This is a genomic window from Lentzea sp. NPDC020367 (assembly GCF_044387305.1).
Taxonomy (GTDB): domain Bacteria; phylum Actinomycetota; class Actinomycetes; order Mycobacteriales; family Pseudonocardiaceae; genus Lentzea.
The window spans coordinates 796,219-819,825 of record NZ_JBIRVV010000001.1 but is presented as its reverse complement, the minus strand read 5'-3'; the positions used below and the strand labels follow the sequence as shown (position 1 = coordinate 819,825).

At 70.5% G+C, this 23,607-nt stretch carries 22 protein-coding genes; 4 read left to right on the top strand and 18 right to left on the bottom strand.

Annotated elements, in window-relative coordinates; genetic code table 11:
• Positions 1–11 precede the first annotated feature (11 nt).
• A complete protein-coding gene (locus tag ACH413_RS03645) occupies positions 12–923 on the top strand; it encodes an ROK family protein (protein ID WP_360030245.1) in 912 nt (303 codons plus the stop codon).
• Between the two features lie 19 nt (positions 924–942).
• The gene (locus ACH413_RS03640) at positions 943–1,713 is read left to right on the top strand and encodes a DeoR/GlpR family DNA-binding transcription regulator (RefSeq protein ID WP_360030243.1); all 771 of its coding nucleotides are present in this window, start codon (positions 943–945) and stop codon (positions 1,711–1,713) included.
• Between the two features lie 42 nt (positions 1,714–1,755).
• Here the strand turns inward: ACH413_RS03640 and ACH413_RS03635 are convergent, their stop codons facing one another.
• From ACH413_RS03635 to ACH413_RS03615, 5 genes are all read right to left on the bottom strand, one after another.
• Positions 1,756–2,916: an ROK family transcriptional regulator gene (locus ACH413_RS03635; RefSeq protein ID WP_360030241.1), complete on the bottom strand. Its 1,161-nt coding sequence runs from the start codon at positions 2,914–2,916 to the stop codon at positions 1,756–1,758.
• A gap of 77 nt (positions 2,917–2,993) precedes the next feature.
• A complete protein-coding gene (locus tag ACH413_RS03630) occupies positions 2,994–4,493 on the bottom strand; it encodes a glycoside hydrolase family 36 protein (RefSeq protein WP_360030239.1) in 1,500 nt (499 codons plus the stop codon).
• Positions 4,494–4,522: 29 nt separating this feature from the next.
• Entirely contained in the window at positions 4,523–5,866 is a 1,344-nt protein-coding gene (locus ACH413_RS03625; RefSeq protein WP_360030237.1) for a sugar ABC transporter substrate-binding protein, read from the bottom strand.
• Positions 5,867–5,895: 29 nt separating this feature from the next.
• The gene (locus ACH413_RS03620; protein WP_360030234.1) at positions 5,896–6,801 is read right to left on the bottom strand and encodes a carbohydrate ABC transporter permease; all 906 of its coding nucleotides are present in this window, start codon (positions 6,799–6,801) and stop codon (positions 5,896–5,898) included.
• A gap of 11 nt (positions 6,802–6,812) precedes the next feature.
• Positions 6,813–7,712, bottom strand: coding sequence for a sugar ABC transporter permease (locus ACH413_RS03615; protein WP_360030232.1), 900 nt, complete (start codon positions 7,710–7,712; stop codon positions 6,813–6,815).
• A gap of 151 nt (positions 7,713–7,863) precedes the next feature.
• Between ACH413_RS03615 and ACH413_RS03610 the strand changes: the two genes are divergently transcribed.
• Together ACH413_RS03610 and ACH413_RS03605 are read left to right on the top strand one after the other, a co-directional pair.
• Complete coding sequence (locus ACH413_RS03610; RefSeq protein ID WP_360030230.1) at positions 7,864–9,825, top strand: DUF4832 domain-containing protein; 1,962 nt, start codon at positions 7,864–7,866, stop codon at positions 9,823–9,825.
• A 76-nt stretch (positions 9,826–9,901) separates the two neighbouring features.
• Positions 9,902–11,113, top strand: coding sequence for a Gfo/Idh/MocA family oxidoreductase (locus ACH413_RS03605; RefSeq protein WP_360030228.1), 1,212 nt, complete (start codon positions 9,902–9,904; stop codon positions 11,111–11,113).
• A gap of 13 nt (positions 11,114–11,126) precedes the next feature.
• On the opposite strand, the gene ACH413_RS03600 is transcribed toward ACH413_RS03605, so the two are convergent.
• The 13 genes from ACH413_RS03600 to ACH413_RS03540 form a co-directional block, all read right to left on the bottom strand.
• A complete protein-coding gene (locus tag ACH413_RS03600) occupies positions 11,127–12,098 on the bottom strand; it encodes an ABC transporter permease subunit (protein ID WP_360030226.1) in 972 nt (323 codons plus the stop codon).
• A complete protein-coding gene (locus ACH413_RS03595; protein WP_360030224.1) occupies positions 12,095–12,994 on the bottom strand; it encodes an ABC transporter ATP-binding protein in 900 nt (299 codons plus the stop codon). The genes ACH413_RS03600 and ACH413_RS03595 overlap by 4 nt, the downstream gene beginning before the upstream one ends.
• Positions 12,991–13,386, bottom strand: a complete 396-nt coding sequence (locus ACH413_RS03590) for a GntR family transcriptional regulator (RefSeq protein ID WP_360030223.1) — start codon at positions 13,384–13,386, stop codon at positions 12,991–12,993. Before ACH413_RS03590 ends, ACH413_RS03595 begins: the two co-directional genes overlap by 4 nt.
• Positions 13,387–13,434: 48 nt before the next feature.
• On the bottom strand, positions 13,435–13,725 hold the full coding sequence (locus ACH413_RS03585) for a DUF3040 domain-containing protein (RefSeq protein WP_360030221.1): 291 nt from the start codon (positions 13,723–13,725) through the stop codon (positions 13,435–13,437).
• Positions 13,726–13,761: 36 nt separating this feature from the next.
• A complete protein-coding gene (locus tag ACH413_RS03580) occupies positions 13,762–14,232 on the bottom strand; it encodes a GreA/GreB family elongation factor (protein WP_360030219.1) in 471 nt (156 codons plus the stop codon).
• A 122-nt stretch (positions 14,233–14,354) separates the two neighbouring features.
• Complete coding sequence (locus ACH413_RS03575; RefSeq protein ID WP_360030217.1) at positions 14,355–14,516, bottom strand: hypothetical protein; 162 nt, start codon at positions 14,514–14,516, stop codon at positions 14,355–14,357.
• A 7-nt stretch (positions 14,517–14,523) separates the two neighbouring features.
• Positions 14,524–15,777, bottom strand: coding sequence for an FAD-dependent oxidoreductase (locus ACH413_RS03570; RefSeq protein ID WP_360030216.1), 1,254 nt, complete (start codon positions 15,775–15,777; stop codon positions 14,524–14,526).
• Positions 15,778–15,861: 84 nt separating this feature from the next.
• The gene (locus ACH413_RS03565) at positions 15,862–17,409 is read right to left on the bottom strand and encodes a helix-turn-helix domain-containing protein (RefSeq protein WP_360030214.1); all 1,548 of its coding nucleotides are present in this window, start codon (positions 17,407–17,409) and stop codon (positions 15,862–15,864) included.
• 81 nt (positions 17,410–17,490) lie between these two features.
• Positions 17,491–19,059 carry an amidohydrolase family protein gene (locus tag ACH413_RS03560; RefSeq protein ID WP_360030212.1) on the bottom strand — a complete coding sequence of 523 codons (1,569 nt, stop codon included), beginning with the start codon at positions 19,057–19,059 and terminating at the stop codon, positions 17,491–17,493.
• The gene (locus tag ACH413_RS03555; RefSeq protein WP_360030210.1) at positions 19,056–20,027 is read right to left on the bottom strand and encodes an amidohydrolase family protein; all 972 of its coding nucleotides are present in this window, start codon (positions 20,025–20,027) and stop codon (positions 19,056–19,058) included. Before ACH413_RS03555 ends, ACH413_RS03560 begins: the two co-directional genes overlap by 4 nt.
• Positions 20,024–21,472 (bottom strand): bifunctional 3-(3-hydroxy-phenyl)propionate/3-hydroxycinnamic acid hydroxylase, encoded by a 1,449-nt coding sequence (locus ACH413_RS03550; protein WP_360030208.1) that lies wholly within the window; start codon positions 21,470–21,472, stop codon positions 20,024–20,026. Before ACH413_RS03550 ends, ACH413_RS03555 begins: the two co-directional genes overlap by 4 nt.
• Positions 21,469–22,401: a fumarylacetoacetate hydrolase family protein gene (locus tag ACH413_RS03545; RefSeq protein WP_360030207.1), complete on the bottom strand. Its 933-nt coding sequence runs from the start codon at positions 22,399–22,401 to the stop codon at positions 21,469–21,471. Before ACH413_RS03545 ends, ACH413_RS03550 begins: the two co-directional genes overlap by 4 nt.
• Positions 22,398–23,501 (bottom strand): VOC family protein, encoded by a 1,104-nt coding sequence (locus tag ACH413_RS03540; RefSeq protein ID WP_360030205.1) that lies wholly within the window; start codon positions 23,499–23,501, stop codon positions 22,398–22,400. The genes ACH413_RS03545 and ACH413_RS03540 overlap by 4 nt, the downstream gene beginning before the upstream one ends.
• Positions 23,502–23,607 lie beyond the last annotated feature (106 nt).

Genomic DNA, 23,607 nt, shown 5'->3' with positions numbered 1-23,607 from the left:
CAGAGCATCAAATGAGCATCTTCGATCAGATCGGGGACTCCGTGGCAGTGCTCGGCGTGGATGTCGGCGGCACCGCCATCAAAGCGGTGCTCGTCGACGACGCGGGGACCGTGCTCGAGACGAGGTCGCGTCCGACACCTCGGCGGGGGCCTTCCGTGGTGCCGGAAGTCCTGGACGCGGTCGGCGATCTGGCGGAAGAACTGCCGTCCGGCCGTGTGGGCGTCGCGGTGCCCGGCATCGTGGACGAGCGGCGTGGCGTCGGTGTGTTCTCGGAGAACCTGGGCTGGCGGGACGTGCCGTTCGCCGACTTGCTCACCGATCGCCTCGGGCGGCCTGTCGCGTTCACCCACGACGTGCGTGCCGGCGCGCTGGCCGAGAACCTGCTCGGCGGCGGTGGTGGCGCGCGCACGATGTTGTTCGTCCCGATCGGCACCGGCATCGCGTCCGCTCTGGTGACCGACGGCCACGTGCACGACGGCGACGGGTACGCGGGCGAACTCGGTCACGTCGACGTCGGTCACGGCGAGCCCTGCCTGTGCGGGAGCACGGGGTGCCTGGAGGCCGTCGCCTCCGCGGCGGCCATCGCCCGCCGCTACACGGCCCTGACCGGCGGGGAGGTCTCCGGCGCCGTCGACGTCGCGCGCCGGGTCGAGGCGGGTGAGCCCGAGGCCGTCCGCGCGTGGGAAGAGGCCGTCGAGGGGCTGGTCACGGCACTGGCCTGGACGGCGAGCGTGCTCGCGCCCGAGGTCGTGGTGGTGGGAGGTGGCCTGTCCGGCGCCGACCGGCTCCTGCTCGAGCCACTGGCCAGAGGCCTGTCGGCTCGTCTGACGTTCCAACGCGAGCCGCGACTGGTCCGCGCGACGCTCGGCGGCCTGGCGGGCTGCCGTGGTGCGGCGCTGGCCGCAGGTCTCCGTGCGCGATGATGTTCGCTTGGAGGCGTCGATGAACAGGTATGAGCGGCTGAACGCGCTGCTGGAGATCCTCGGCGAACGAGGGCGCATCGAGGTGGACGAGGTCTCGGAGCGGCTGCAGGTCTCGGGCGCGACGATCCGCCGGGATCTGGACCACCTCGCCGAGCAGCGGCTGCTGACCCGGACGCACGGCGGCGCGGTGGCCCACGCGGTCGCTTACGACCTCCCGATGCGCTACAAGACGGTGCGGCACGCGGAGGAGAAGCAGCGGATCGCGCGGGCGGCGGCGGAGATGGTGTGGCCTGGCGCGGTGGTCGGGCTGAACGGCGGGACGACGACGACCGAGGTCGCACGAACCCTCGTCGCCCGGTCGGAGGGCGACGCCGTGATCACGGTGGTGACCAACGCGTTGAACATCGCCAACGAGCTTTCGGTGCGGCCTCAGGTGAAGCTCGTCGTGACGGGCGGCGTGGCGCGGGCCCAGTCCTACGAGCTGATGTCCTCGCTGGCGGAGAAGATCCTCAACGAACTGAGTCTCGACATCACCTTCCTCGGCGTGGACGCGATCGACCCGGCCGCGGGTGCTTCCGCGCACCACGAAGGAGAAGCGGCGATCAACAGGCTGCTGGCCGAGCGGGCCGGCAAGGTCGTGGTCGTGACGGACTCCTCCAAGATCGGGGCGCGGGCGTTCGCCTCGATCTGCGCGACGCCGGCGATCGACGTGCTGATCACCGACACCGGCGCCGACGAGGACGACGTCAGGCGGTTCCGCGAGCGCGGGCTTCAGGTCGTGCAGGCCTGACCGGACGCGAGTATCCAGCGGTGTGCACTGTGGACGGTCGCGTCAGGAGAACTGGGGCGCGACCGGCGCGGCGAGTTCGCTGCTGAGCAACGTGTTGTCGACCTGGTCCAGTGCCAGTCGCAGAGCCCCCAGCGCGACGCCTTCGTCGCGCAGGGTGGACGCGCGCAGTTCCGGTACGCGCAGGCAGTGCTTGGCGAGCTCGCGGCGCAACGGGTCGAGGACGAGGTCGGCGGAACGGGAGAAGCCGCCGCCGTAGACGACGATCTGCGGGTCGAGGGTGAGCACGAGCGCGGCGACGCCGACGGCGAGGTCGCGGATGTAGCGCTGGACGGCCGTCTTCGCCGCGCTGTCGCCCTCCCGCGCCGCCTGGAACACCCAGGCCGCGGCCTCGCCGGGTTTGGCGCCCGAAGGCGCTCCGGGGTAGGCGGTGAGGTGGCCCGGCGCGTTGAGCCAGCGCACCGCCTTGAGTGCTCCTATCTCTCCCGCCACACCGCCGTGACCGCGGCGCAGGGTGCCGTCGATGATGAGGCCCGCGCCGGTGCGCAGCCCGGCGAGCAGGTAGACGATGTCGTCCGCGTCCTGGGCCACGCCCTTCCAGCGTTCGGCGACCGCGGCGAGCTTGCAGTCGTTCTCCACCCGGATCGGGCAGGTGAACCGCGTCCGCAGGTGGGCGACGGGATCGGCGTCGCGCCACCCCGGCAGCGGGGTGGCGACGATGGTGCGCCCGCTCTCGTCGACCGGGCCGGTCACTCCCACGGTGATCGCCCAGAGGTCGGCGGCGGCCATGCCGGCCTCGTGCAGCACGTCGTCGATGGTCTGGTCCACGGCCGCGAGCCGCTCGTCGGGACCGGCCTGCGGGTCGGCCGGGCGGCGCAGCGACCCGACCAGGTTCCCCTCCAGGTCGCAGAGCATGACGAGGATCTTGTGCACGCCGATGTCGATGCCGAGCACGTGTCCGGCGGTGGCGCGGAAGCGGTAGCGCCGGGCGGGACGTCCGACCGTGCTGCTGGCCCCCGGTTCCTCGACCTCCGCCCAGCCGTCGGCCACCAGTTGCTGCACGAGCACGTCCGCCGCGGGCCGGGACAGGCCCGTCCGGCCCGCGAGCTCGGTGACGGTCGAGGGCGCGGTGCCGCGCAGGGCCCACAGGACGGACAGCTGGTTCAGCTCCCGCATCCGGGAGAGGTCCGTTCCGCTCATCGCCATGCTGTGCCCCTCTGAAAAGCGCGTAGCCACCTCTGAATAATGCTACGCAGTTTACTAAGTCCGGTCGCGCGCCGGGCTCAGGCGATCGGATACACCTGCTCCACGTCCGGGTCGACCGCCGGGGTGAAGTCGACCTCGCGGCCGTCGAGCGAGAACCGGTAGCGGCCCAGCCTCCGGATGTCGGGCCGGTGGTCCAGGTACCGGGTCATCGCCTCCAGTTCGTCGGGGCGCAACCAGCCGGGCGGGTCCGAGATCGCGCGGAAGCCGCAGATGTCGGCCAGGTCGCGCAGCCAGCCCTGCTGCCGGTCGGTGAGCAGGTTGAGGCGGCTGCGGAAGTACACGACGTCCGGGTCGACCTCGAGCAGCGGAGCGTGCCACAGGCGGTGCAGGGTGTTGACGACGGCGTTGCGGGCCAACGCGTCGGACGGGTCCTGCGTGGCGTAGTGGTCCCACATCGGGGCGACGTCGGGTCCGCTGCGCAGCCCGTCGACCAGGCCGAGCGACGGCAGCAGCGGTGCGCCGCTGGCCAGCAGGTAGGCGTCCTCCCCCGCCGCCTCCCGGATGGCGCGCAGGCCGGACCGGTACGCCTCTTCGCGGTCCACGTCGGCGGAGCGGGCCCCCGGCGTGGTGCCGGCCTGGAGGAAGTCGAGCTTGAGGTAGGTGAACCCCCACTCGTGGGTCACGCGGTGGACGGTCTCCCGCAGGTGCTCCTGCGCCGAGCCCAGGGTGAGGTCGAGCGTCCAGTACCCGGTCCCCCAGTTGTTCCCCGCGACGACCGGCGCTCCGCCCGCGTCACGCAGCAGGAGCTCCGGTCGCTCGCGCGCGGTCCGCGAGCCGGGGTGCACGATGAACGGGGCGAGCCACAGACCGGGACGCAGCCCCGCGTCGGTGATCCGGTCCGCCAGTGCGCGCATCCCGGCGGGGAACTTGTGGTTGGCGTGCCAGTCCCCCACCTGCTCCTCCCAGCCGTCGTCGATCTGGGCGACGTCGAAAGGCAGGCCCTGCAAGGCTTTGACGTCCTTGGCGAGCAGCTCCTCGGTGATGTTCTCGTAGTAGGCGTACCAGCTGCACCACACGTTGCCGGCCCGCTTGGCGCTGTGCCCCAGGCGGGCGCCGAGGTGCTCCGCGTAGGCCGCGAAGACCTCGTCCTCCTCGCCGTACGCGAGCAGCCACGGGGATCCGCCGGACTCGTACCAGCCGACGAGGGTGTCCCGGTCTGCGGCGAGCCGGGGCACACCCAGGCCCAGGGCTCCCAGGAGCAGCACCTTCCCGTCAGGTCCCTCCAGTGCGGCGACCGCGGACGAGTGGTGGCGGCCGGGGTCGTCCCACGTGGTGTCGTCCGCCGTGAGGCGGCGCTCCGCGCTGGCGATGCGCAGGGGGACGTCGGACAGACGGCGCCATCCGCACGGACTCCAGGAGTTGTGTCCGTGCCGGTAGAACAACGCGTCGCCGAGTCCGTGCAGGAGCGCGACCCTCCCGGGCGGCAGCAGCAGACCTCCGTTGACGAGTCGCGGAACGGCACTGCCCTCGAGCTCGGCGCCGAACGTGCGGCCGCCTACGGTCAGGAACTGGGCCATGGGTGTCCTCTCGCGAGACGACGTACCGGCTACTTGAAGAGGGCGTTGACCTTGTTGTTCGCTTCCTTCAACGCGTCCTCTGCCTTGGCGTCGCCGAGGATGACGGACTGGATGGCGTCCTGGACGATCGGGTTGAGCTCGGTGCCGTGCTCCGTGACGGGCAGCAGGAAGGTGTCCTTCTTCGCGGCGTCGGTGAAGGCGTGCACGTCGCGGCCCGCGGCCTTGTGCGCGGCATCCACCTTCTGGCTGGCGCTGCTGATCGCGGGGAAGACCACGGCGCGCTCGGCGACGCGGTTCTGGCAGTCGGCGGAGCCCAGGAACCTGACCCACTTCCAGGCCTGGTCCGGATGTTCGCTGCCGGCCCAGATCGCGTCGGACAGGCCGTTGATGGAGCTCTTGCGTCCCTGCGGGCCGGTCGGCAGGGGCTTGAAGGCGAGCTCCTGCTTCACCTTCGGGTCGATGAAGGTGAGGATGGTCCACGAACCGGCGATCGTGATCGCGCCCTTGCCCGCGATGAGCAGCTCGGAGTTGGCGACGCTGGACTGCTTGTCTAGACGGGGCGCGTACCCCTTGTCGATCAGACGCTTGAACCAGCCGATGGTCTCGGCGAGCTTCGGGTCGTCGTAGTTGTAATGGGTGCCCCACGGGTTCTTGTCGAGGTAGCTGAACCCGTTGGCGGCGGCGAAGATCGCCCAGCCGTTCTGCCCGTTGGCGCCGTCGGCCCACTCGGGCAGGAACCCGTAGACCTGCACGCTGTTCTTGTCGAACGCGGGATCGAGACCGTTGCGGCCGTTGGCGTCCACCGTGGCCTTGGCGATCACCTGCTCGAACGTGCCGCCGTCGGACGGGTTCCAGGTGAGGTTCTCCAGCTGCGCGGGGTCGACACCCTGCTTGCCGAGCAGGCCGGTGTTGACCACCAAAGCCATCGTGTCCCAGTCCTTCGGCAGGCCGTAGCGCTTGCCGTCCTTGACCCACACCTCGCTCAGACCCGGCTGGTAGGCCGACAGGTCGACGTTGTCGCGCTTGACGAAGGGTTCCACGTCCAGGAGCTGGTTCTGGGTGGCGAACTGCGGGTAGTAGGTGCTCTGGTTGGTCCACACGTCGGGCGCGTCGCCCGAGGCGAGCTGGGTGGTGAGGTTCTGCCAGTACTGGGCCCAGGCCGTCTGCGTGATCTTGACGGTGATGTCCGGGTTCGCGGCGTGGAAGGCGTCCGCGCAGTCCTGGTAGGCGGGCAGCTGCCGGTCGTCCCACAGCCAGTAGTCCAGCGTCGTCGCGCCTCCGGCACCGTCGCCGCCGCTCGAGCAGGCGGCGAGGGGGACGGTGAGGGCCAGGCTCAGCAGGAAGGCGCCGGCGCGCCGTCGTGTCGATCGCATGGGTGGTTCGCCTCTCGGATCGGGCCGGCTCACTTGATGCCGGTGAAGTTGAGGGACTCGACCAGGCGGCGGCCGAGGAAGATCAACAGGACGAGCACGGGCAGGACCGTCAGCGTCGAACCGGCCATCAGCCCGGTCCAGTCGGGCTGCACGTTGGGAGACTGCTGCTGGAAGATCCCGAGCGCGACGGTCAGCACCCTGGTCTTCTCGTCACGGCCGGTCAGCAACGGCCACAGGAAGTCCTTCCAGGACCACACCGCGGTGGTCAGCCCGATGGTGAGCAACGGGCCGCGGCTCATCGGCAGCACCACGCGCCAGAACATGCCCCAGCCGCCCACACCGTCCAATGTGGCCGCTTCCTCGATCTCACGGGGGATCGACAGGAAGAACTGGCGCAGGAAGAACACCGCGAACGGCGTCATGAGCACGCTCGGGGCGACCATGCCCGCGAAGGTGTTCAGCCAGCCGAGGTTCTTCACCAGCACGAAGTTGGGCAGCAGGGTGAAGATCGGCGGCACCATCAGCGCGGCGATCAGCACGCCGAAGACCAGGTCCCTGCCGGGAAAGCGGAGCCGGGCGAACGCGTAGCCGGCCATGGCGCAGCACTGCGTCTGCAGGACGGTGATCAGTCCGCAGTAGACGAACGAGTTGACCAGGTAGCGCAGGAAGTCGACCTTGGCCCCGGACCCGCCGGCCGCCCGTGCCTCCTGCTGGGTCGTCAGCCCGAGCACGCGCAGGAAGTTGATCGCCGTGGGGTGCTCCGGCAGCAGGCCCGTGGCGTCCGTGTACAGGTCGGCCGCTGGCGTGAGCGCGGTGCGCACCATCCAGTAGAACGGGAAGATCGTCGCCACCGCGGCCACGGCCAGCAACGCCCAGGCGGCTATGCGGCCCAAGGGAATCTGGCTCAGCGGCATCCGGGTGCGGGCGGAGGTCATGGGCACTCTCCTCATGCCAGGTCCGAGCGGGAGGCGCGCAGCAGCCGCATCTGCACAGCGGTCAGCACCCCGAGCAGCAGCGCGAGCACGACGGCGATGGCGGAGGCGTAGCCCATGCGGAAGTTCGTGAACGCCTGTTCGTAGATGTAGAAGTAGATGACCCTGGTGGCGCCGACCGGCCCGCCCTTGGTGGTCACCGCGATGGTGTCGAAGATCTGGAACGAGCCGATCAGGGAGACCACCAGCACCAGCGCCAGAACCGGGCGCAGCAGCGGCAGCGTGATGCGGGTGAACATCCGCCACTCGCCCGCGCCGTCCAGAGCGGCGCTCTCGTACAGATAGCGGGGAATCTGCAGCATGCCCGCGTAGAGCAGCAGAGCGGTGTAGCCGGCGTAGGCCCAGGTGTTGATGCCCGCGACGGTCGGCATCGCCCACGTCGGCGAGGTGAGGAAACCGGTGGCGCCCAACCCCATCGCACCCAGGGCGTGGTTGACGAAGCCGAGGTTGGCGTCGAGCATCCACATCCACAGCAGGCCCACGGTGACGTTGGGGACCAGCCAGGGCACCAGCAGCATCGCGCGGATCGCCACCGACTGGGTCAGGCGGTGCATCAACGTGGCCAGACCGAGGGCCAGCACGGTCTGCGAAACGATGTTCAGCACGACGTAGTAGCCGGTGACCTTGAGCGCGTTCCAGAACTTGTCGTCGTCCACGAGGTCGCGGTAGTTCTCCGCGCCGACGAGCTTCGGTGCCGCCAACATGCCGTAGTCGGTGAGCGAGTAGTAGACGCCCAGAACGGTCGGGTACGCGTAGAACAGCACGAACCCCACCAGCACCGGCGCCAGGAACAGCCACGCCACCTTGCGGTCGTCGCGTCGCCGCGGCGGTGCAGCAGTCTTGCCGGCGCCCATGGACACGCCTCCGCATCGGGACCTTCGCACCTCACCTCTTGCCAGTGGGGCGCTGTTGCTACATATTGATGAGGAATAGTGAAACTTTGTCAATCCTCAAGCGGAACTATTTGGGACCCTGCAGCTCTCCTCATCCCCTGGAGGTCGCTCCATGTCCACCGCCACGCCCAGAAGCCGGAGGTTGGTGGCCGCCCTGTGCGCCGCGGCTGTCGCCCTGCTGCCCGCCGCGACGCCCGGACTCACCCAGGCCGCGGACCTGTCCGCGCAGGGCGTGCCGGCCCGGCCCGCCCCCGGCCCCGCCCCGGATCCGAGCCTGCCCGCCCACGCCCTCGCCGACGCGCCGCTGGACAACCCGCTCAAGGGGTTCGCCCGGTTCCTGCAGCCGGGCACCGACCCGAACGCCGGCTACCCGCTTTCGCTGACGTGGGCCTACTTCGGCCTGTCCGAGGTCATGACGGACCCGAACAACTGCTCCAGCTACAACTGGGGCATCGTGGACAACGCGCTCAACACCATCGCGGCGGCCGGCAACCACGCGGCGATCCGCCTGTACATGGAGTATCCCGGCGGCGGCACGGGCACCCATCCCGGCAACGCGATCCCCGCGTGCTTCAACGGACAGGTCCCCATGCGGCACAACGCCTACTGGGACACCACGAGTCCCGACTACGACAACCCGTTCCTGATGACCGGGCTCAAGAACTTCATCACCGCGTTCGGCGCGCGCTACGACGGCGACCCCCGGCTCGGCTACATCCACCTGGGACTGATCGGCCTGTGGGGTGAGTGGCACACCTGGCCCTACGACACCGACACCTCGGGCGACACCTATCCCAACTACATGCCCACCGACGCGAACGCCGCCGACATCCTCAACACCTACAACCGCGCGTTCACCCGCACCAGGCTCGAACTGCGCTACGCGGACAACGCGGGCGGTGCCGCCGACACCCTGCCGCGCATCGGTTACCACGACGACTCGTTCTGCTACCGCGAAAGCGGCCAGGGCGTGACGCTGCCGGTCTCCATGGGCGGCGCGTCCTGGGCCCAGTTGCAGAAGGCACTGGAGCACGGCGTGGAGAACCGGTGGACCACGGCCTCGATGGGCGGCGAGGTCCGCCCGGAGATCCAGTCCGTCGCGTTCGCCAACTGGCCGGGAGGCTCCGGCCCCGTCGACAACATGAAGGCGTGCATCGAGCTCGAGCACACCACGTGGAAGATCAACGAACGCAGCCTGGAGTACTCCCCCGGCGATCCCAACGTGGCCGCGGCGGTCCGGTTGATGGGCTACAACCTCACCGTCCGCAACGCCTACTTCCACAACACCGCGCAGGGCACCACGAAGGTCGGCGTGCAGATCGACAACACCGGCGTGGCCCCGTTCTACTACCCCTGGACCGTCAGCCTCGGTCTGAAGGACTCGGCCGGCAACGTGGTCAGGACGTGGGACACCTCCTGGGACCTGCGGCAGATCCAGCCGACCCGCATCCGCGCTTTCCCCGACTGGGGAGTCGGCGCCGACCCCACCTACCGGGACTTCGGCTACGCCCGGTACTTCGACGCCCCGGTCGACCTGTCCGGTCTGAACACCGGCGGCTACCGGCTCGTCCTGAAGGCCAAGAATCCACTGGAGACGATCAACGCCAACGCCAAGAAGCTGCGCTTCGCCAACGCGGGCCAGAACGCCGACGGATGGCTCGACCTCGGCGGGATGACCGTCGGCGCCGGCCAGTCCACGGGGAGCTACGAGGCAGAAGCCACGGGCAACACCCTGGCGGGCGGCGCCGTCACCAGTGCGTGCGGCGGATGTTCCGGCGGCAGCAAGGTCGGCTACATCGGCAACAGCGGCACCCTCAGGTTCAACAACGTCGACGGTGGCACCGGTGGGACGCGCACCGTGACGCTGCACTACGCCTCCCAGGAGTCCCGCACCGCACGGATCCAGGCCAACGCCCTGGCCTCCCAGACCGTCACCTTCCCGTCCACTCCGGACTGGAACACGACGAGAACCACCACCGTGTCAATGGTTCTGCGCGCCGGCGGCGGGAACACCGTCACCATCTCGAACCCCTCCGGCTGGGCACCGGACATCGACAAGATCACCGTGAGCTGACCGAGGGCGGCTCGGGGCGTCCGGTCCCGGGCCGCCTTCCCCACCCCACCATTCGCGCCGCGCGGAAGGCTTTCCCATGAACACCCATCTCTACCGCGACCTCCGTCTCGGCGTCCTCGGCTTCGGGCTTCGCGGGTCCATCGCCCGCATCGCCCACCGCCCCGGCGCGGGCAGCCGGGTCGTCGCACTGGCCGAGCACGACGCGGCCATGAGGGCGGAAGCGGACGAGGCCTTCCCCGGCGCACTGGTCACCGCCGACCACCGGGCGGTGATCGAGTCACCGGACGTGGACGCGGTGGTGGTCCTCACCCCCGACCACACCCACGCCGACCTCGCGTGCCAGGCCCTCAAGGCGGGCAAGCCCGTCTTCGTCGAGAAGCCCCTGGACATCACGATCGAGCGGTGCGACGAGCTGCTGCGCACCGCCTACGAGACCGGCAGCCGCCTGTACGTCGGGCACAACATGCGGCACATGCCGGTGGTCCGCCTGATGCGCGACATCATCACGCGAGGTGAGATCGGCCAGGTCAAAACGGTGTGGGTACGGCACTTCGTCGGCTCCGGCGGCGACTACTACTTCAAGGACTGGCACGCCGAACGCCGTTACACCAACGGACTCCTGCTGCAGAAGGCCAGCCACGACCTCGACGTCCTGCACTGGCTCGCGAACAGCTACACCCGCCAGGTGCAGGCCTTCGGCGACCTGATGGTCTACGGCGACAACCCGCACCGGCGTCCGCCCGGCGAGCCCAAGCACGCCGACTGGCACACCGAGAACGGCAACTGGCCGCCGCACACCCAGCGCGGACTGAACCCCGTCATCGACGTCGAGGACGTGTCGCTGGTCAACCTGCGCCTGGACAACGGAGTGCTGGCCGCCTACCAGCAGTGCCACTTCACCCCGGACTACTGGCGCAACTACACCGTCATCGGTGACGCCGGCCGCCTCGAGAACTTCGGCGACGGCCCCGGCTCCGTGGTGAAGGTCTGGAACTCCCGCCGCTCGTACTACAGCGACGAGGCCGACCTCCAGTACCACGTGCCGGACGACGAGGGCGACGACGGACACGGCGGTGCCGATCCGCTCCTCGTAGCCGAATTTCTGCGTTTCGCGCGGGAAGGCGGCATCACGGACACCTCACCCGTCGCCGCGCGCATGGCCGTCGCCGCCGGCGTGCGGGCCACCGAGTCCCTCCGCGCCGGAGGCGTCCCGCACGAGGTGCAAGACCTCGCCCCGGAGTTGGTGTCGTACTTCGAGAACGGGCAGGACGCATCGGCGCGGCCGTAGAACGTTCAAGGCACTAGATGACGCGGCGCCGCACCCGCCACACCACCACACCGATCAGGACCGCCGCGACGGCGACGAACAGAGCCGTCTCGATGAGCTGGAACGTCCAGAACCGGTCGGCCGGGTGGTAGACCTCGAACCGCTGGACGCCCCGCGCGTGCAGGAACTGGTTGAGGTTGGTGCCCGCCCGGTCGGCGGCGCCCTCCAGCTCGTAGTACTCGGGCGAGCTCAGCCTGCGCCCGGTGGCGTCCGCGTAACCGCGTTCGATCGTCCAGTCGGCGAAGCCGGGCAGGTGCCCGGCCTGGTCCTTCGCGCCACCGGCGGGGACCGGCTCCGTGCTGGTGAGCGGGGTGGCGTAGGCGGGACGGGCCACCAGCGCCACCAGCATCCGGGCGGCGAGGAACGCCCCGAACGCGACGCCGAACGCGGGCAGGCTGCGCCGCAGGATCGCCCCGGCGGCGGTGGCGACGCCGAACGCGAACAGCGCGTACGCCACCGGAACAAGTCCCTGCAGGTCGAAGGCGTCGTACTGGAACCGCCCCTCCCACGCGTCGAACGGCTCGCGGAACCAGGTGAGCACCGCGGTGAACATGCCGGTGAGCGCGACGGTGACACCGGCCAGCACCACGAGCTTGGCCGCCAGCCAGCGCATCCGAGGCACGGCCTGCGTCCAGGCGAGCTGCCAGGTGCCGTCCTCCAGTTCGCGCGCGAGCAGCGGCGCGCCGAGGAACGCGCCGATGACGACGGGGACCAGGTAGAAGGCCGCCAGGAGGTTCTCGACGTACCCGTACTCGTCGTCGAGCCGGCGGAAGGAGGCCGTGCAGGCCTCACTGATGCGGGCGTCTCCCGCGCACAGGGCGGGACCGCCGGGGAACAGGTCGTGGGCCTGCGACCCGAGTACCAGCAGGGCGACGCCGAACAAGCCGACGATCAGACCCAGGACGCAGACCTCGGCCCGGTGCTGGCGCCAGATCAACCACGTCATGCCGTCACCTCCGACGTGTCCGCGGTGCTCGGCTCGGACGGCCGGCGCAGGTACGCCAGCACCAGGTCCTCCAGCGCGACCGGCTGGGCCTGCCACCCCGGCGCGGCCGGGAGCGCGCCGTCGCGCACCAGCAGGGTCGTGTGCCGGTCGCTGTGGACTGCCTCCACGACGGCGCCCGCCCGGTCGAGGTCGGTGGCCGTGCGCGGGCCGACGAGCAGCCGGTGCTCGGCGAGGAGGGTGTCGATGTCACCGGTGAGCGTCACCCGGCCGTTGTTGAGCACGATCAGGTGGTCGCAGACCCGCTCCAGCTCGTGCACGACATGGGAGGAGAACAGGACGGTCACCCCGCCTTCGGCCACCGCGCCCATGAGGACCTGAAGGAACTCGTGCCGGGCCAACGGGTCGAGGCTGGCGACCGGCTCGTCGAGGACGAGCAGGTCCGGCCGCTTCGCCAGGGCCAGAGCCAGCGCGACCTGGGCCTGCTGCCCGCCGGAGAGCGTGCCGGCCCTGCGGTCGAGCGGGATGCCGAGCTTCGCCAGCCTGCGCTCGGCCAGCCCCTGGTCGAACCTCAGGTTGCAGGCCCGGCCGAAGCGGAGCATCTCGGCGACGGTGAAGCGCTTGTACAGCGGGTGGTCCTGGGCCAGGAACCCGACCCGGGACAGGGTGTGCGGGGTGCTGGCGGTGACGTCGTGGCCGAGGACCTCCACCGTGCCGGTGCTCGGGGCCAGCAACCCGACGGCCAGGCGCAACAGCGTGGTCTTGCCCGCGCCGTTCGGTCCGACCAGGGCGATCACGCCGCCCGCGGGCAGGGCCAGGGTGCAGTCGCGCAGCGCCCAGCCCTTCCGGTACCGCTTGCCCACGCCGTCGGTGCGCAGCGCGAACTGGGTCGCCGTCACGCCACGCCCTCGTTCCTCGTCCGCTGGTGCACGGAGGTGAAGAGCGCGTTGACCGCCTGCTCGTCGAGACCGGCCGCGTAGGCGCGGCGCAACCAGGTCGCCAGGCCGCGGTGCAACGACGTGTACGTCGACGCCGACATCGCGGCCGACTGCTGTTCGTCGACGAACGTGCCCTGGCCGGGCCGGCCGGTGACCAGGTTCTCCTGCTCCATCTGCCGGTACGCCTTGGCGACGGTGTTCGGATTGATCGCCAGGTCCTCGACCACCTCGCGGATGAGCGGGAGGCGGTCACCGGGCTGGAGGAAGCCCAGCAGCACCGCCTGGCGGACCTGCTGGACGAGTTGCAGGTACGGCGGCACACCGGAGTGGGTGTCGAGCCGGAAGACGAACACGGTAGCTCCTTACTGCTTTACTAGTACCATAGTAAAGCAGTGAAGAGATCAGTCAGTCGCCCGGCTCCGGCGGGTTCCGGATCGGGTCCGGCGCTGCCACCTTCCCCAGGCCCACCCGGCGACCAGCGCGCAGGCCAGCGCACCGGTCATCTGCCCGAGCGCCATCGCGACGACGCTCAGCAGCGCGGCGACGACCAGCAAAGCCCCGGACGCGCGGCGGTGGCGATCGTGCGAGGCGCGCAACCGCGCGCTCTTAAGGGTTTCAGCGAGTTTCGGGTCCTCCTCACTGAGGTTGCGCTCGATCTCGCACAAGGTCTCGCGTTCACGGTCACTGAGCACGGCACGCCTCCTGCCACGGCTCGCAACGCGCCGGTGTCACCGGATCTCCTCCTCACGCACCTGCCCGTAGGGCACCGCGTTCAGCAGGGTGACGCGGACCGTGGCGCCACTGGGCGTCTGGTAGGCGCGCTGCTCTCCTTGGCGGGCACCGTTCACGGCCGCTCCCAGCGGGGAGTCCGGCGAGTAGACCTCGATCGTGCCGTGTTCCGCGCCGCGTGCGCCCAGCAGGAACGTCTCCGTCTCGCCCGTGTCGTCGAAGCTGACGGCGAGCACCATGCCGGGTTCGGCGATGCCGTCGTCCGGAGGGTCCTCGCCCACGATCGCGTTGACGAGGAGGTCCTTGATCTGGTGGATGCGTGCCTCCCGATCCCGCTGGGACAGGAAGTCCGACTCGCCGGACTCCTCGCCCAGGCGAGTGCGCATCGGCGAGAGCAGGGTCATCAGTTCGTTGCGGAGCCGGTGGTGCGCCTGCGGGCTCAGCCACACGCGCGGGGTCGTACTCGTCATGTCATGCCTCCGTGGCAGGAGTAAGTGCCGTCAGGGCGGCCTGGGGGAGGTACCGCCCTGACGGCGGGGCGTCCGCGTGGGCCGGGTTCGTCGACCCGCGACCCGCACGGACAGGAAAGGGGTCAGTGGTGGCGGCGCCGCAACGCCTCGAAGTCGTGGGCGTAACCGGTGGCCACACCCAGGAGGATGTCGCGCTGGACGCGGAGGAAGTCGTTCTCCTTGCGCAGCCACGCCAGTTCGGCTCGCTCGCCGTCGGTCAGCGGGTCGGTGTGCTCGGGTTCCACGGGGCGGTCACCTGAGCGGGTCGAACTCGCGCAGGGCGGCGGGCTGTTTGCCGGTGGTGATCTGCTCCGCCAGCAACCGTCCGGTGACCGGGCCCTGCGCCAGGCCCCACATGCCGTGCCCGCCCGCGACGTAGACGCCCGGCGAGCGGGTCACACCGATGAGCGCGCGACCGTCCGGAGTGACCGGACGGGGACCGACCCACACGTCGGTGCGGTCCTCCCACCACACTCCGTCCAGCAACGGCCGGACGGAGGAGATGATCGCGTCCACCCGCGCCTCGTCCACCGGCGCGTCCGGATCGCGGAACTCCATGGTGCCCGCGACGCGAAGACCGCCTTGGTAAGGCGTGCACGCCACGCGCACCTCCGGCAGGTAGACCGGGCCGTGCACCGGCTTCCGGGTCGGAACGGTGAACGAGTACCCGCGGCCCGCCTGGACCGGCGTGCGGACACCGGCTCGTGCGGCGAGTTTCGGCAGCCAGGCACCGGTGGCCAGCACCGCCACGTTCGCGGAGACGGTGTCGCCGTCCTTCGCTCGCACGGTGACACCGGCGTTGTCCGCCCGGATGTCGGCCACCTCCAGAGAACGGATCGTGGCACCACGGGCGACCACGGCACGGCCCAGCGCCTGCACGAAGCCGCCAGGGTCGACGAAGCGCTGCCCGTCGATGCGCACACCGGCGGCGAGTGCGGCCGACGCCAGCGGGACCTGTTCCCGCACGTCCGCTGTGGACAGTGCGGTGTGGTCGACCGGTTGTCCTGCCGCCGCAAGCCGTTCCAGTTCTCGCAGCAGGCCTGCCGCCGGTGCGGGAGAGGTGAAGACCGCGGTGATCGGGGCGTCGATCGTGGGCGCTTCGACGCCGTTCGCGGTCAGCACGTCGTAGGCTTCGATGCTCTCCTCGTTGAGGGGCAGGTTCGCCTTCACCGCCCTGGTCCACGACGGCCACCGGCAGTGGGCGCCGAAGCGCGCCAGGAACGACCAGAGCTTCGGGTCGGCGGTCAGCGGGATGTGCAGCGGTGCGTCCGGGTTGAACAGGGACCGCAGCCCGTAGCGCAGCACCGCCGGTTCGTTCAGCGGGATCGCCAGTCCGGGTGCGATCCACCCGGCGTTGCCCCAGGACGCGCCGGCCGCGACTCCGGTCCGGTCGACGACGGTCACCTCCACACCGCGTTCCTGCAGGAACCACGCCGTCGACAGGCCCACGACACCCGCACCGACCACCACCGCTGAGCGCGGACCACCGTCAAGGCGCTCGTCCATCCCGACCTCCTGTCATCGCTCGTCCCGACTCCAGGATGCTGCGGACGGAGGTCGAACCGGTTGTCCACTTCCTACAATTGCCGCTCAGCGATTGTCGGTTTCCGACACCGTCGCCGCGAGGTCGATCAGCATCGCGACCCGCTTGGCGGCGTCGTCCAGCCCGAGGTTCGTCACCTCGCCCATCTTGCGCAGCCGGTTGCGCACGGTGTTGCCGTGCACGCCGAGCCGTTCACCGGCCACCGCCAGATCCCCCTGCGCCTCCAGCCAGGCGCGCAACGTCGCGACGTAGTCGGTGCCGAGTTCGCTGTCGTGCCTGCGCAGGTCGGCCACGGGACCGCGGGCCGACGCCCGGCCGACCCGTGCCGCGGTGCGCAGACGCTGAAGCAGGATCTCGTCCCACGACTCGTCGTAGGCGGGCGGAGCCGTGTCCCCGGCACGCATCTCGTGCAACGCCAGGCACTCGTCCGCCTCCTGCCGGCCGGCGGGCAGGTCCGCGGGCTCAGCGACCGCGCTGATTCCCGCCGACGTGCTGACGTTCTCGGGTAGCGCGGCCCGCAACGCCGCCAACCACTCTCTCGCCGCAGCGACCTTCTCGCCCGGCAGGATCGTGTAGACGCTGTTGCCCGCCAACGTGCTTCGTCCCGGCCGCGACCAGCCGAACCCGGTGGTCGCCTGCTCGAACGCCAGCAACACGGCCGCGTGCCGCTCGTCCCCGACGTGCGCGCGCACCGCGACCACCCTGGCCGGTCCTGGAGGCAAGCCGAGCTGGCTGATCACCGTCGCGGCGTCCGCCGTGCCCTCCAGCAGCCGGATCACCCACTCCGACTCCACCTGCCGCTCCAGATCGGCACTGGCCCGCAGCCGCAGCAGGTGCAGCGCCACGATCCGGGCGCCGTCGGTCAGCGCGGTGCGCCGAGCACCTTCCAGCGGAGCCGGGCAGGCCACCCAGATCGCCCCCAGCAACTCCCTGCCCACCCTGACCGCGACCACCATCCGCCCGGTCAGTCCGCGCGCGGGCTCCCCGGCGACGAAGAGCGGCTCATCGGACCCGAGCAGGTGCGCCCGCACCCCCGCCGCGTCGAACAACTCGCGAACCCACTCGGGCACCTGCCGGCCCATGATGGTCTCCAGGCGTGCCGCGTCGACCTCCTGTTGCGGGCCGGAGTAGGCCAGCACGCGCGACAGCTGGTCCTCGATCGTCACCGCGCCACCGGTGGCCGCGGCGAGGCTGTCGGCCAACGCGAACAGGTCGGTGGGACCGCGTCCCGACTCGGTCTCCCTGCCTTCGAGCACCAGGCCGTAGACGACCCCCGCCAGCTGGCTCCACGACAGGGCCGGATCCGCCAGCATCACCGCGACACCCTCGGACTCCCCCACCGCGACGGCGTCCGCCAGGAACTCCTCGCCGCCTCGGACGAGCACCACGACGGACCGCGCCGACACCGCCGCGCGCACAGCCTCGGCCACGGACCCGGCACCGACGGCGAGGTACACGTCGCCGACCTCGGCGCGGTCGTCCGCGGCATCGCGCAGCACGACTCCACGCAGTTCCGCCGATCGCGGCACCGGGCAACAACACAACCGGACCCCGTACCCGCCCAGAACGTTGACCAGCCGGTCCAGCCTCACCATGCGAAAACTCCCTGTCCCAGCGCTGACGTCACCGTAGAGGCAGGGACCGCGGGGAGCACCTCCGGCCGCTGACCCGCGAACTCACGGCGCCGCCGCGAGGAGTTGCTCGACGACCGAGTCGATCTGCTGCCGGGGCAGGAAGTGACCGGCCCGGACCACGGCGGCGATCGACGCGAGGTTCTGCACGTCCTCCAGCGGATCGGAGTCGAGGAGCAGGAAGTCGGCGTCCATGCCGGCGGCGACGGCGCCCATCCGGTCGGTGCGGCCGAGGTAGGCGGCCGGTTCCGTGGTGACGGTGCGCAGGACGTCGAGTGGTCGCAGTCCGGCCGCGGCGAGCTCGCGGAACTCGGTGTGCAGGTCCGCCGGGTTCGCGCCCGGTCCGTCCGTTCCGGTCAGGATCGGCACCCCCGCGTCGTGCAGGCGCTTCACCATGCGCAGGGACATGTCGTAGTACCGGTGGTAGGTGGCGCGGGTGTCGGCGGGCAGCGCGGTGAACTGCGCCCGCACGTCCCGGAAGTCGCTGACCGTCTTCGCGGGCAACATCTTCATCCACGGGTGGTCGTCGTACTCGGGATGGTCGACCAGGTACTGCGTGCGGAGCCGGACCAGGGTCGGCGTCTGCCAGGTGGAGCTCTCCGCGAAGTGCCGCACCATCTCCTGCGCGGCTGTTTCGTCGAAGGAGTCCAGCGCGCGCCGCATCAGGCCGACCGACTCCGGCGAGTTGGACACCGCGGGGTTGATCAGCATCTTCGCGGTCACGTTCGTGACGACGTCGGTGGAGAAGAGCCATCCGGCGAACGGCAGGTTCGCGAACCACCCCGGCACCGGTCCGCTGAGATCCTGTTGCCCGCGCAGGGTTTCCTCCTGGGACGACGACTCGATCCACATGCAACTGCCGGTGCCCAGGTGCTCCATCGAGTCGTAGCCCGCCCGCGCGGCCTCGCTCGGACTGACCGAGGGCGGCAGGTGCCCGGCGATCTTCATGCCTTGCCGGTGGGCCCATTCGACCGCCTCGAAGAAGACGTCGCGGTCCACGGAGATCAGCTTGACGAAGTCCGCGCCGAGGTCCTTCTGGCGGGTGATCTCCTCGCGGACCTCCTCGACCGAGCCGGCGTTCCACGGCATCAGGAGATCGCCGGGCATGCCGAGCAGTCCTGGTGCGTGCAGGCCCAGCGGCAGGCGGCTCTCCGCCCGGTAGCGCAACAGGTCGTCGTTGCCGGCCATCTGACGCATGCCGGTGGTGCCCTCGGCGAGCATCGTGGCCAGGAACAGGCTCGCGCGTTCTTCCTGGAGCACGTGGGTGTGCATGTTGTTGTATCCGGGGACCACGAACCGATCCGCGCCACTGATGGTCCAGATGTCTTTGGTAGCCGGTGTGTCCTTTGTGGCCGACACCGAGGCGATCCGGCCGTCGCGGACGACGACCGACATCCCGGGACTCCTGCTGCCGTCCCGGGGATCGACGACGGTGACCTGGTCGATCCGCAACGGCGCTGTGCGCGGCAGGGACGTGACCGGCGGGTCCTTCTTCGTCAGGTTCTTCACCACCGGCACTCCCACCGCCGCGACCACCCCGGCGCCGACCACGCCGAGCCCCACGCGTTTGAGCACGGTGCGGCGAGTAGGCCCGGTCTCGTCCTTCGCGATCATCGGTGCTCCTCGACGTCCGTGGCGAGGCGCGGGAACAACGCTGCGCCCGGCGAGTTCGGTCCCGGGCTGAGCAACGCCTCGTGCAGGGCCGGTGCCTGTCGCAACCCTTCGGCCAGTCCCGCGACCAGAGGTGCCGGCGTGAAGGGGAAATCGCTGCCGTAGAGCAGCCGGTCCGGCCCGGCCACGGCGAGCAGGCCGTCCAGTGCCACCGGCAGCGGAACCCCTGCCAGGTCGTAATAGAGCCTGCCGAGAGCGCTCGGGACGTCGACAGGATCGCCGGTGAGGAAGGACATTCCTGCCGCGCGGTGGGCCAGGACCGGCAGCACCGCCCCGGCGTGCGGGACGATCCAGCGGATGTGCGGGTGGCGGTCCAGCGTGCCGCTCAGAACGAGGTCGAGGACGCAGCGGGTGGTGTCGAACAGGAACTCGACCATCGGACGCGGCCTGCCCAGCGCGGTGCGTTCCCAGCCCGGCGGCGAGGTCGGGTGCAGTGTCACCACGGCGGCGCGGGCGTCCAGTTCCGCGAGCACCGGGCCGAACGCGGGATCGGTCAGGTAGCGGCCGTTCTGGTTAGTGTGCAACGTGATCGCGTCGGCGCCGAGTTCGTCGAACGCCCGCGCCAGTTCGGCGAGCGCGCCGTCGACGTCGGGCAGTGGCAGCGTGGCGGCCAGCCCGAACCGGCTCGGTCGCCGGGCGACCACCTGCGCGCCTTCGTCGTTGACGTGGCACGCCAGGTCGCGCGCGGCCTGGTTCCTGGTGAGCGAGTCTCCGGCGAAGTGCACGCCGGGCGACGACACCGAGAGCACCGCGGCGGCCACGCCGGTGGTGGCCATGAGCTCGACGGCGGCGTCGGCACTCCAGTCGGGCAACGCGGGCATGCCATCGGGCCTGGCGTGTCCCGCCGCACGGCACCGCTCCGCGTAGTGCGGGGTGAGGTAGTGGGCGTGGACGTCGAGCCAGCCGGTCATGCGGGTGCTCCTATCTCGGTGCAGGTCCGTGCGGCCGCGCAGATCACCCGGTCAGGGCGCACCAGGACGGCTCTGGCGCGAGCTCCGGTCAGCCACTCCCCCAGCACGCTGTGCCGCTCGACGGGCACGACGGTGAGGCCGTGCGGAGGTCGCGCCATCGGATCCATGGTCAGCAACGCGAAGCCGTCGCCGAGCATGTCGTCGAACCATCGGCCATCTGCGGCGGGCGGCTGCGGGCAGAGGCGTCCGACCAACGGCGAACCGCCCCGGCGCAAGCGCAGCCTCGGTGATTCAGCGGAAAGCGCGATGCGGGAGACGCCGGGGAATCGGGACAGCCGGCGGACGATCTCGCGCCGCAGAACCGCGGTGCGGCCACTGCCGCCGGTCAGCGCCCAGCCCACGACGATCGCCTGGCGGATGAGTCGCACGGTGTGCGGTTCGCGTTCGGCCTGGTAGGTGTCCAGCAACTGGTCGGGGGCCTCGTCACGCAGCACCAGCGCCAGCTTCCACACCAGGTTGTGCACGTCCCGCAGTCCGGAACCGAGTCCCTGCCCCACGAACGGCGGCGTCTGGTGGGCGGCGTCGCCGAGCAGGAAGACCCTGCGCTCCCGCCAGCGTTCGGCGACCTTGGCCTGGAAGGTGTAGGTCGTGGTGCGCACCAGCTCCGCCTCGGCCAAATTGCGTTCGCCGAACCACGGCGAGAGCAGCCGCGCGACGCCCGCCGGTGTGGTGAGCTCCGCGATGTCGTCGGTGTCCAGAACCCGGAACTCCCACCGATAGCGGTCTCCCACCAGGTGCATGAACGTGGCCGCGCGCCGCGGATCGCACACCTGGTGCACGCCCTCCCACATCGGCAGCGGCGCCGGAGAGCGGACGTCCACGACGAGCCACGGTTCGGTGAAACCCAAGTCGCGCAAGCCGAAGTCGAGCGCGGCGCGCACCGTGCTGCCCGCACCGTCACAGCCGAGCACAGCGGCCGCCTGAACCCGGTACCGCCGCCCGCCACGCTCGTAGCTCACGACCGCGCCGGCAGACAGATGAGCGACACCGGTCACCTCGGCACCCCGGAACGTCGTGATGTGCGGCGACTCCTCGGCCGCGGCGACGAGCAGCGCCTCCAGATCGGGCTGGTCGAACATGGACGCCTGGGGATGACCGGAGGACCCGATCGGATCGTCGCGGCGGAACTCCGCGAGGGTGCGCAGCCCACCGTCGAGAAGTCGCAGTCCCGGCATGGGCCTGCTGATGCCGCGAAAGCCGTCGGCGACCCCCGCCTCCTGCAGGATCCGCACCACCTCGCCGTCGAGGTGCACCGCGCGCGGCAACGGATACGGCTCCGGATGGCGTTCGAGCACCAGGCAGGTGACGCCGCGCCGGGCCAGCAGCAGCGCGGCGGTCAGTCCCACCGGACCGGCCCCGACGACGACCACGTCGAACGTGGTCATCGATGCTCCACCGGACTGCGCTGCGCGCCCAGGTCGAGGGCGCCGTCGTCGGTGGCGATCGAGGCGCTGACCAGATCACCGTGCTGGAGGTACTGGTGGTTCTTCGCCTGTCCCTTGAGGAAGAGCTTCCACTTGACCGCGGGCGGCAGCAGCGCGGCGATCCGTTCGACCGGTTTCGGTGGTGCCTTCAGCGCCGTCCCGCCGGGAGTTCCGGTCAGCAGCAGGTCTCCCGGCGCGAGCTCCTGGAAGCGGGAGAGCAAGGTCAGCGCCCGCGCCGGGGGCACGATCATGTCGGCGACCGTGCGGTCCTGGCGCACCTCGCCGTTGACCGACAGGCGCAGCCGCAGCCGCTCGAGGTGTGCGAACTCGTCGTCCTGCAGCAACACCAGCCGCGGACCGACCGGGGTGAACGTCGGGTAGGACTTGCTCTCGTAGAACTGCCCCTTGGTCAGCTGGACGTCGCGGGCGCTGACGTCGTTGGCCACCACCAGCCCGGCCACGTACCGCGGCAGGCTCGCCGCGGTCACCGCCGTGCCGACCGGCAGCCGCGCGCCGAGCACCAGTCCGAGTTCGACCTCGTAGTCCAGCAGCGCGACGTGCGGCGGCCGCACGATCGTGGCGGTGCTCCCCGCGATCGAGCCGGAGGCCTTGCGGAAGAACGTCGGCGGCACGGTGTCGGGGTCGAAGCCGGAATCCCTGGCGTGCGAACGGTAGTTGACCATCTGGGCGACCACCCGGCACGGCGCGGTGACCGGCGAGAGCAGGTCGAGTTCGGCCACGTCCGCCGTCGGCTCGGTGGCGGCGTCCACGGCCGCGCGGTCGGCGAGCAGTTCGGCGGTGGTCTCGGCGGAGGTGGACACCTTCGCGGCTCGTCCACCTGGCCGTTCGACCCACCAGCCGTCCATCGTGCGCAGAACCGTTGTCGTCATCGGGACATCGCCTTCATCAGGGCCAGCAAACGGGCCGCCGTCAGTTCGGTGTCCTCGTCGCGCAACGCAGCCAACACCGCGCGCAGCTTCGCCGGAGACGGTGTGGTGCCGAGGAAGTCACGGGTGGCGGGTGGTCCCCACTGGGCCAGGCCGGAGGCCGACATCGGCGCCCAGCCCGGTTCGAGGGACGAGTCGAACACGTCCCCGTCGGCGAAGTGCTCGACCATCAACCGGTCCGGGTCACGCCAGTAGTCGAACAGCTGACTGCCCTGGATGTGCCTGCCGATCCCCCAAGACCGCCGGTAGCCGCGCTCTGCCAGGTACTCCCCGCCCGCGGCCAACGCGTCCAGGTCGGTCACCTGGTACGCGGAGTGCACGTAACCGAGTTCCGGACCGAGGTGCATCGCGAGTGTGTGGTGATCGGCCACCGTGTCGCCCCGGTCGCACCGCAGGAACGCCATCGTGGGCCCGAGGTCGCGTTGCCCCGGCAGGAACAGGAAGTCGCTGACGATCATCCCGAGCGTGTCGAGGTACCAGTCCAGCGCCGCCAGGAAACGTGGCGTCTGCAGCACCACGTGCCCCAGCCGCTGCACCCTGGCCGGTTCCCGCGCCGGACGCTGCGTCGCGTTGACCCGCAGTGGCGATCCACCGGTGTTGTGCCGCAACGGGGTCTGGCCAGGCAGCAGCGAACCGGCATCGGCTCCGTGCACCACGCTCACCGGAATACCGCTGGGGTCGACGAGGTCGACGATCCGGCCCGCTCCGAGCGGACGGACCTCGGTGCCCGCGTGCCGGGCGAGCCGGTCCAGGTCGGACGACTCCGCCGCCCGGAACACGGGACCGACGAACCGCGACCGCGGGCCACGCCGGATCACCACCGCGTCCGTGCCCGCGAGCGTGCCGCGCAACCGCAGCTCGTCAGGCGTGCGGGACGACACGGTGAAGCCGAAGTCCCTGGCGAACACCTCCGCCCGGTCCAGGTCCGGCTTCTCGAACACCAGCCACGCCAGGTCGAGCACCTTCACCACCGGGTTGCGAGCACGCCCGGTGTGCTCACCGCGATGCGCGCCGTCCTGGCTGTGCAGGTCCCTGTGGACCATGGCCCACCCTCCCGACTGCTCGTTTGCTCACTACTGATGAAACTATCAATTACGGAGTCGAGGCACGTCAGGGGCTAATTGATGATTTCATCAGTACTGTCATGAC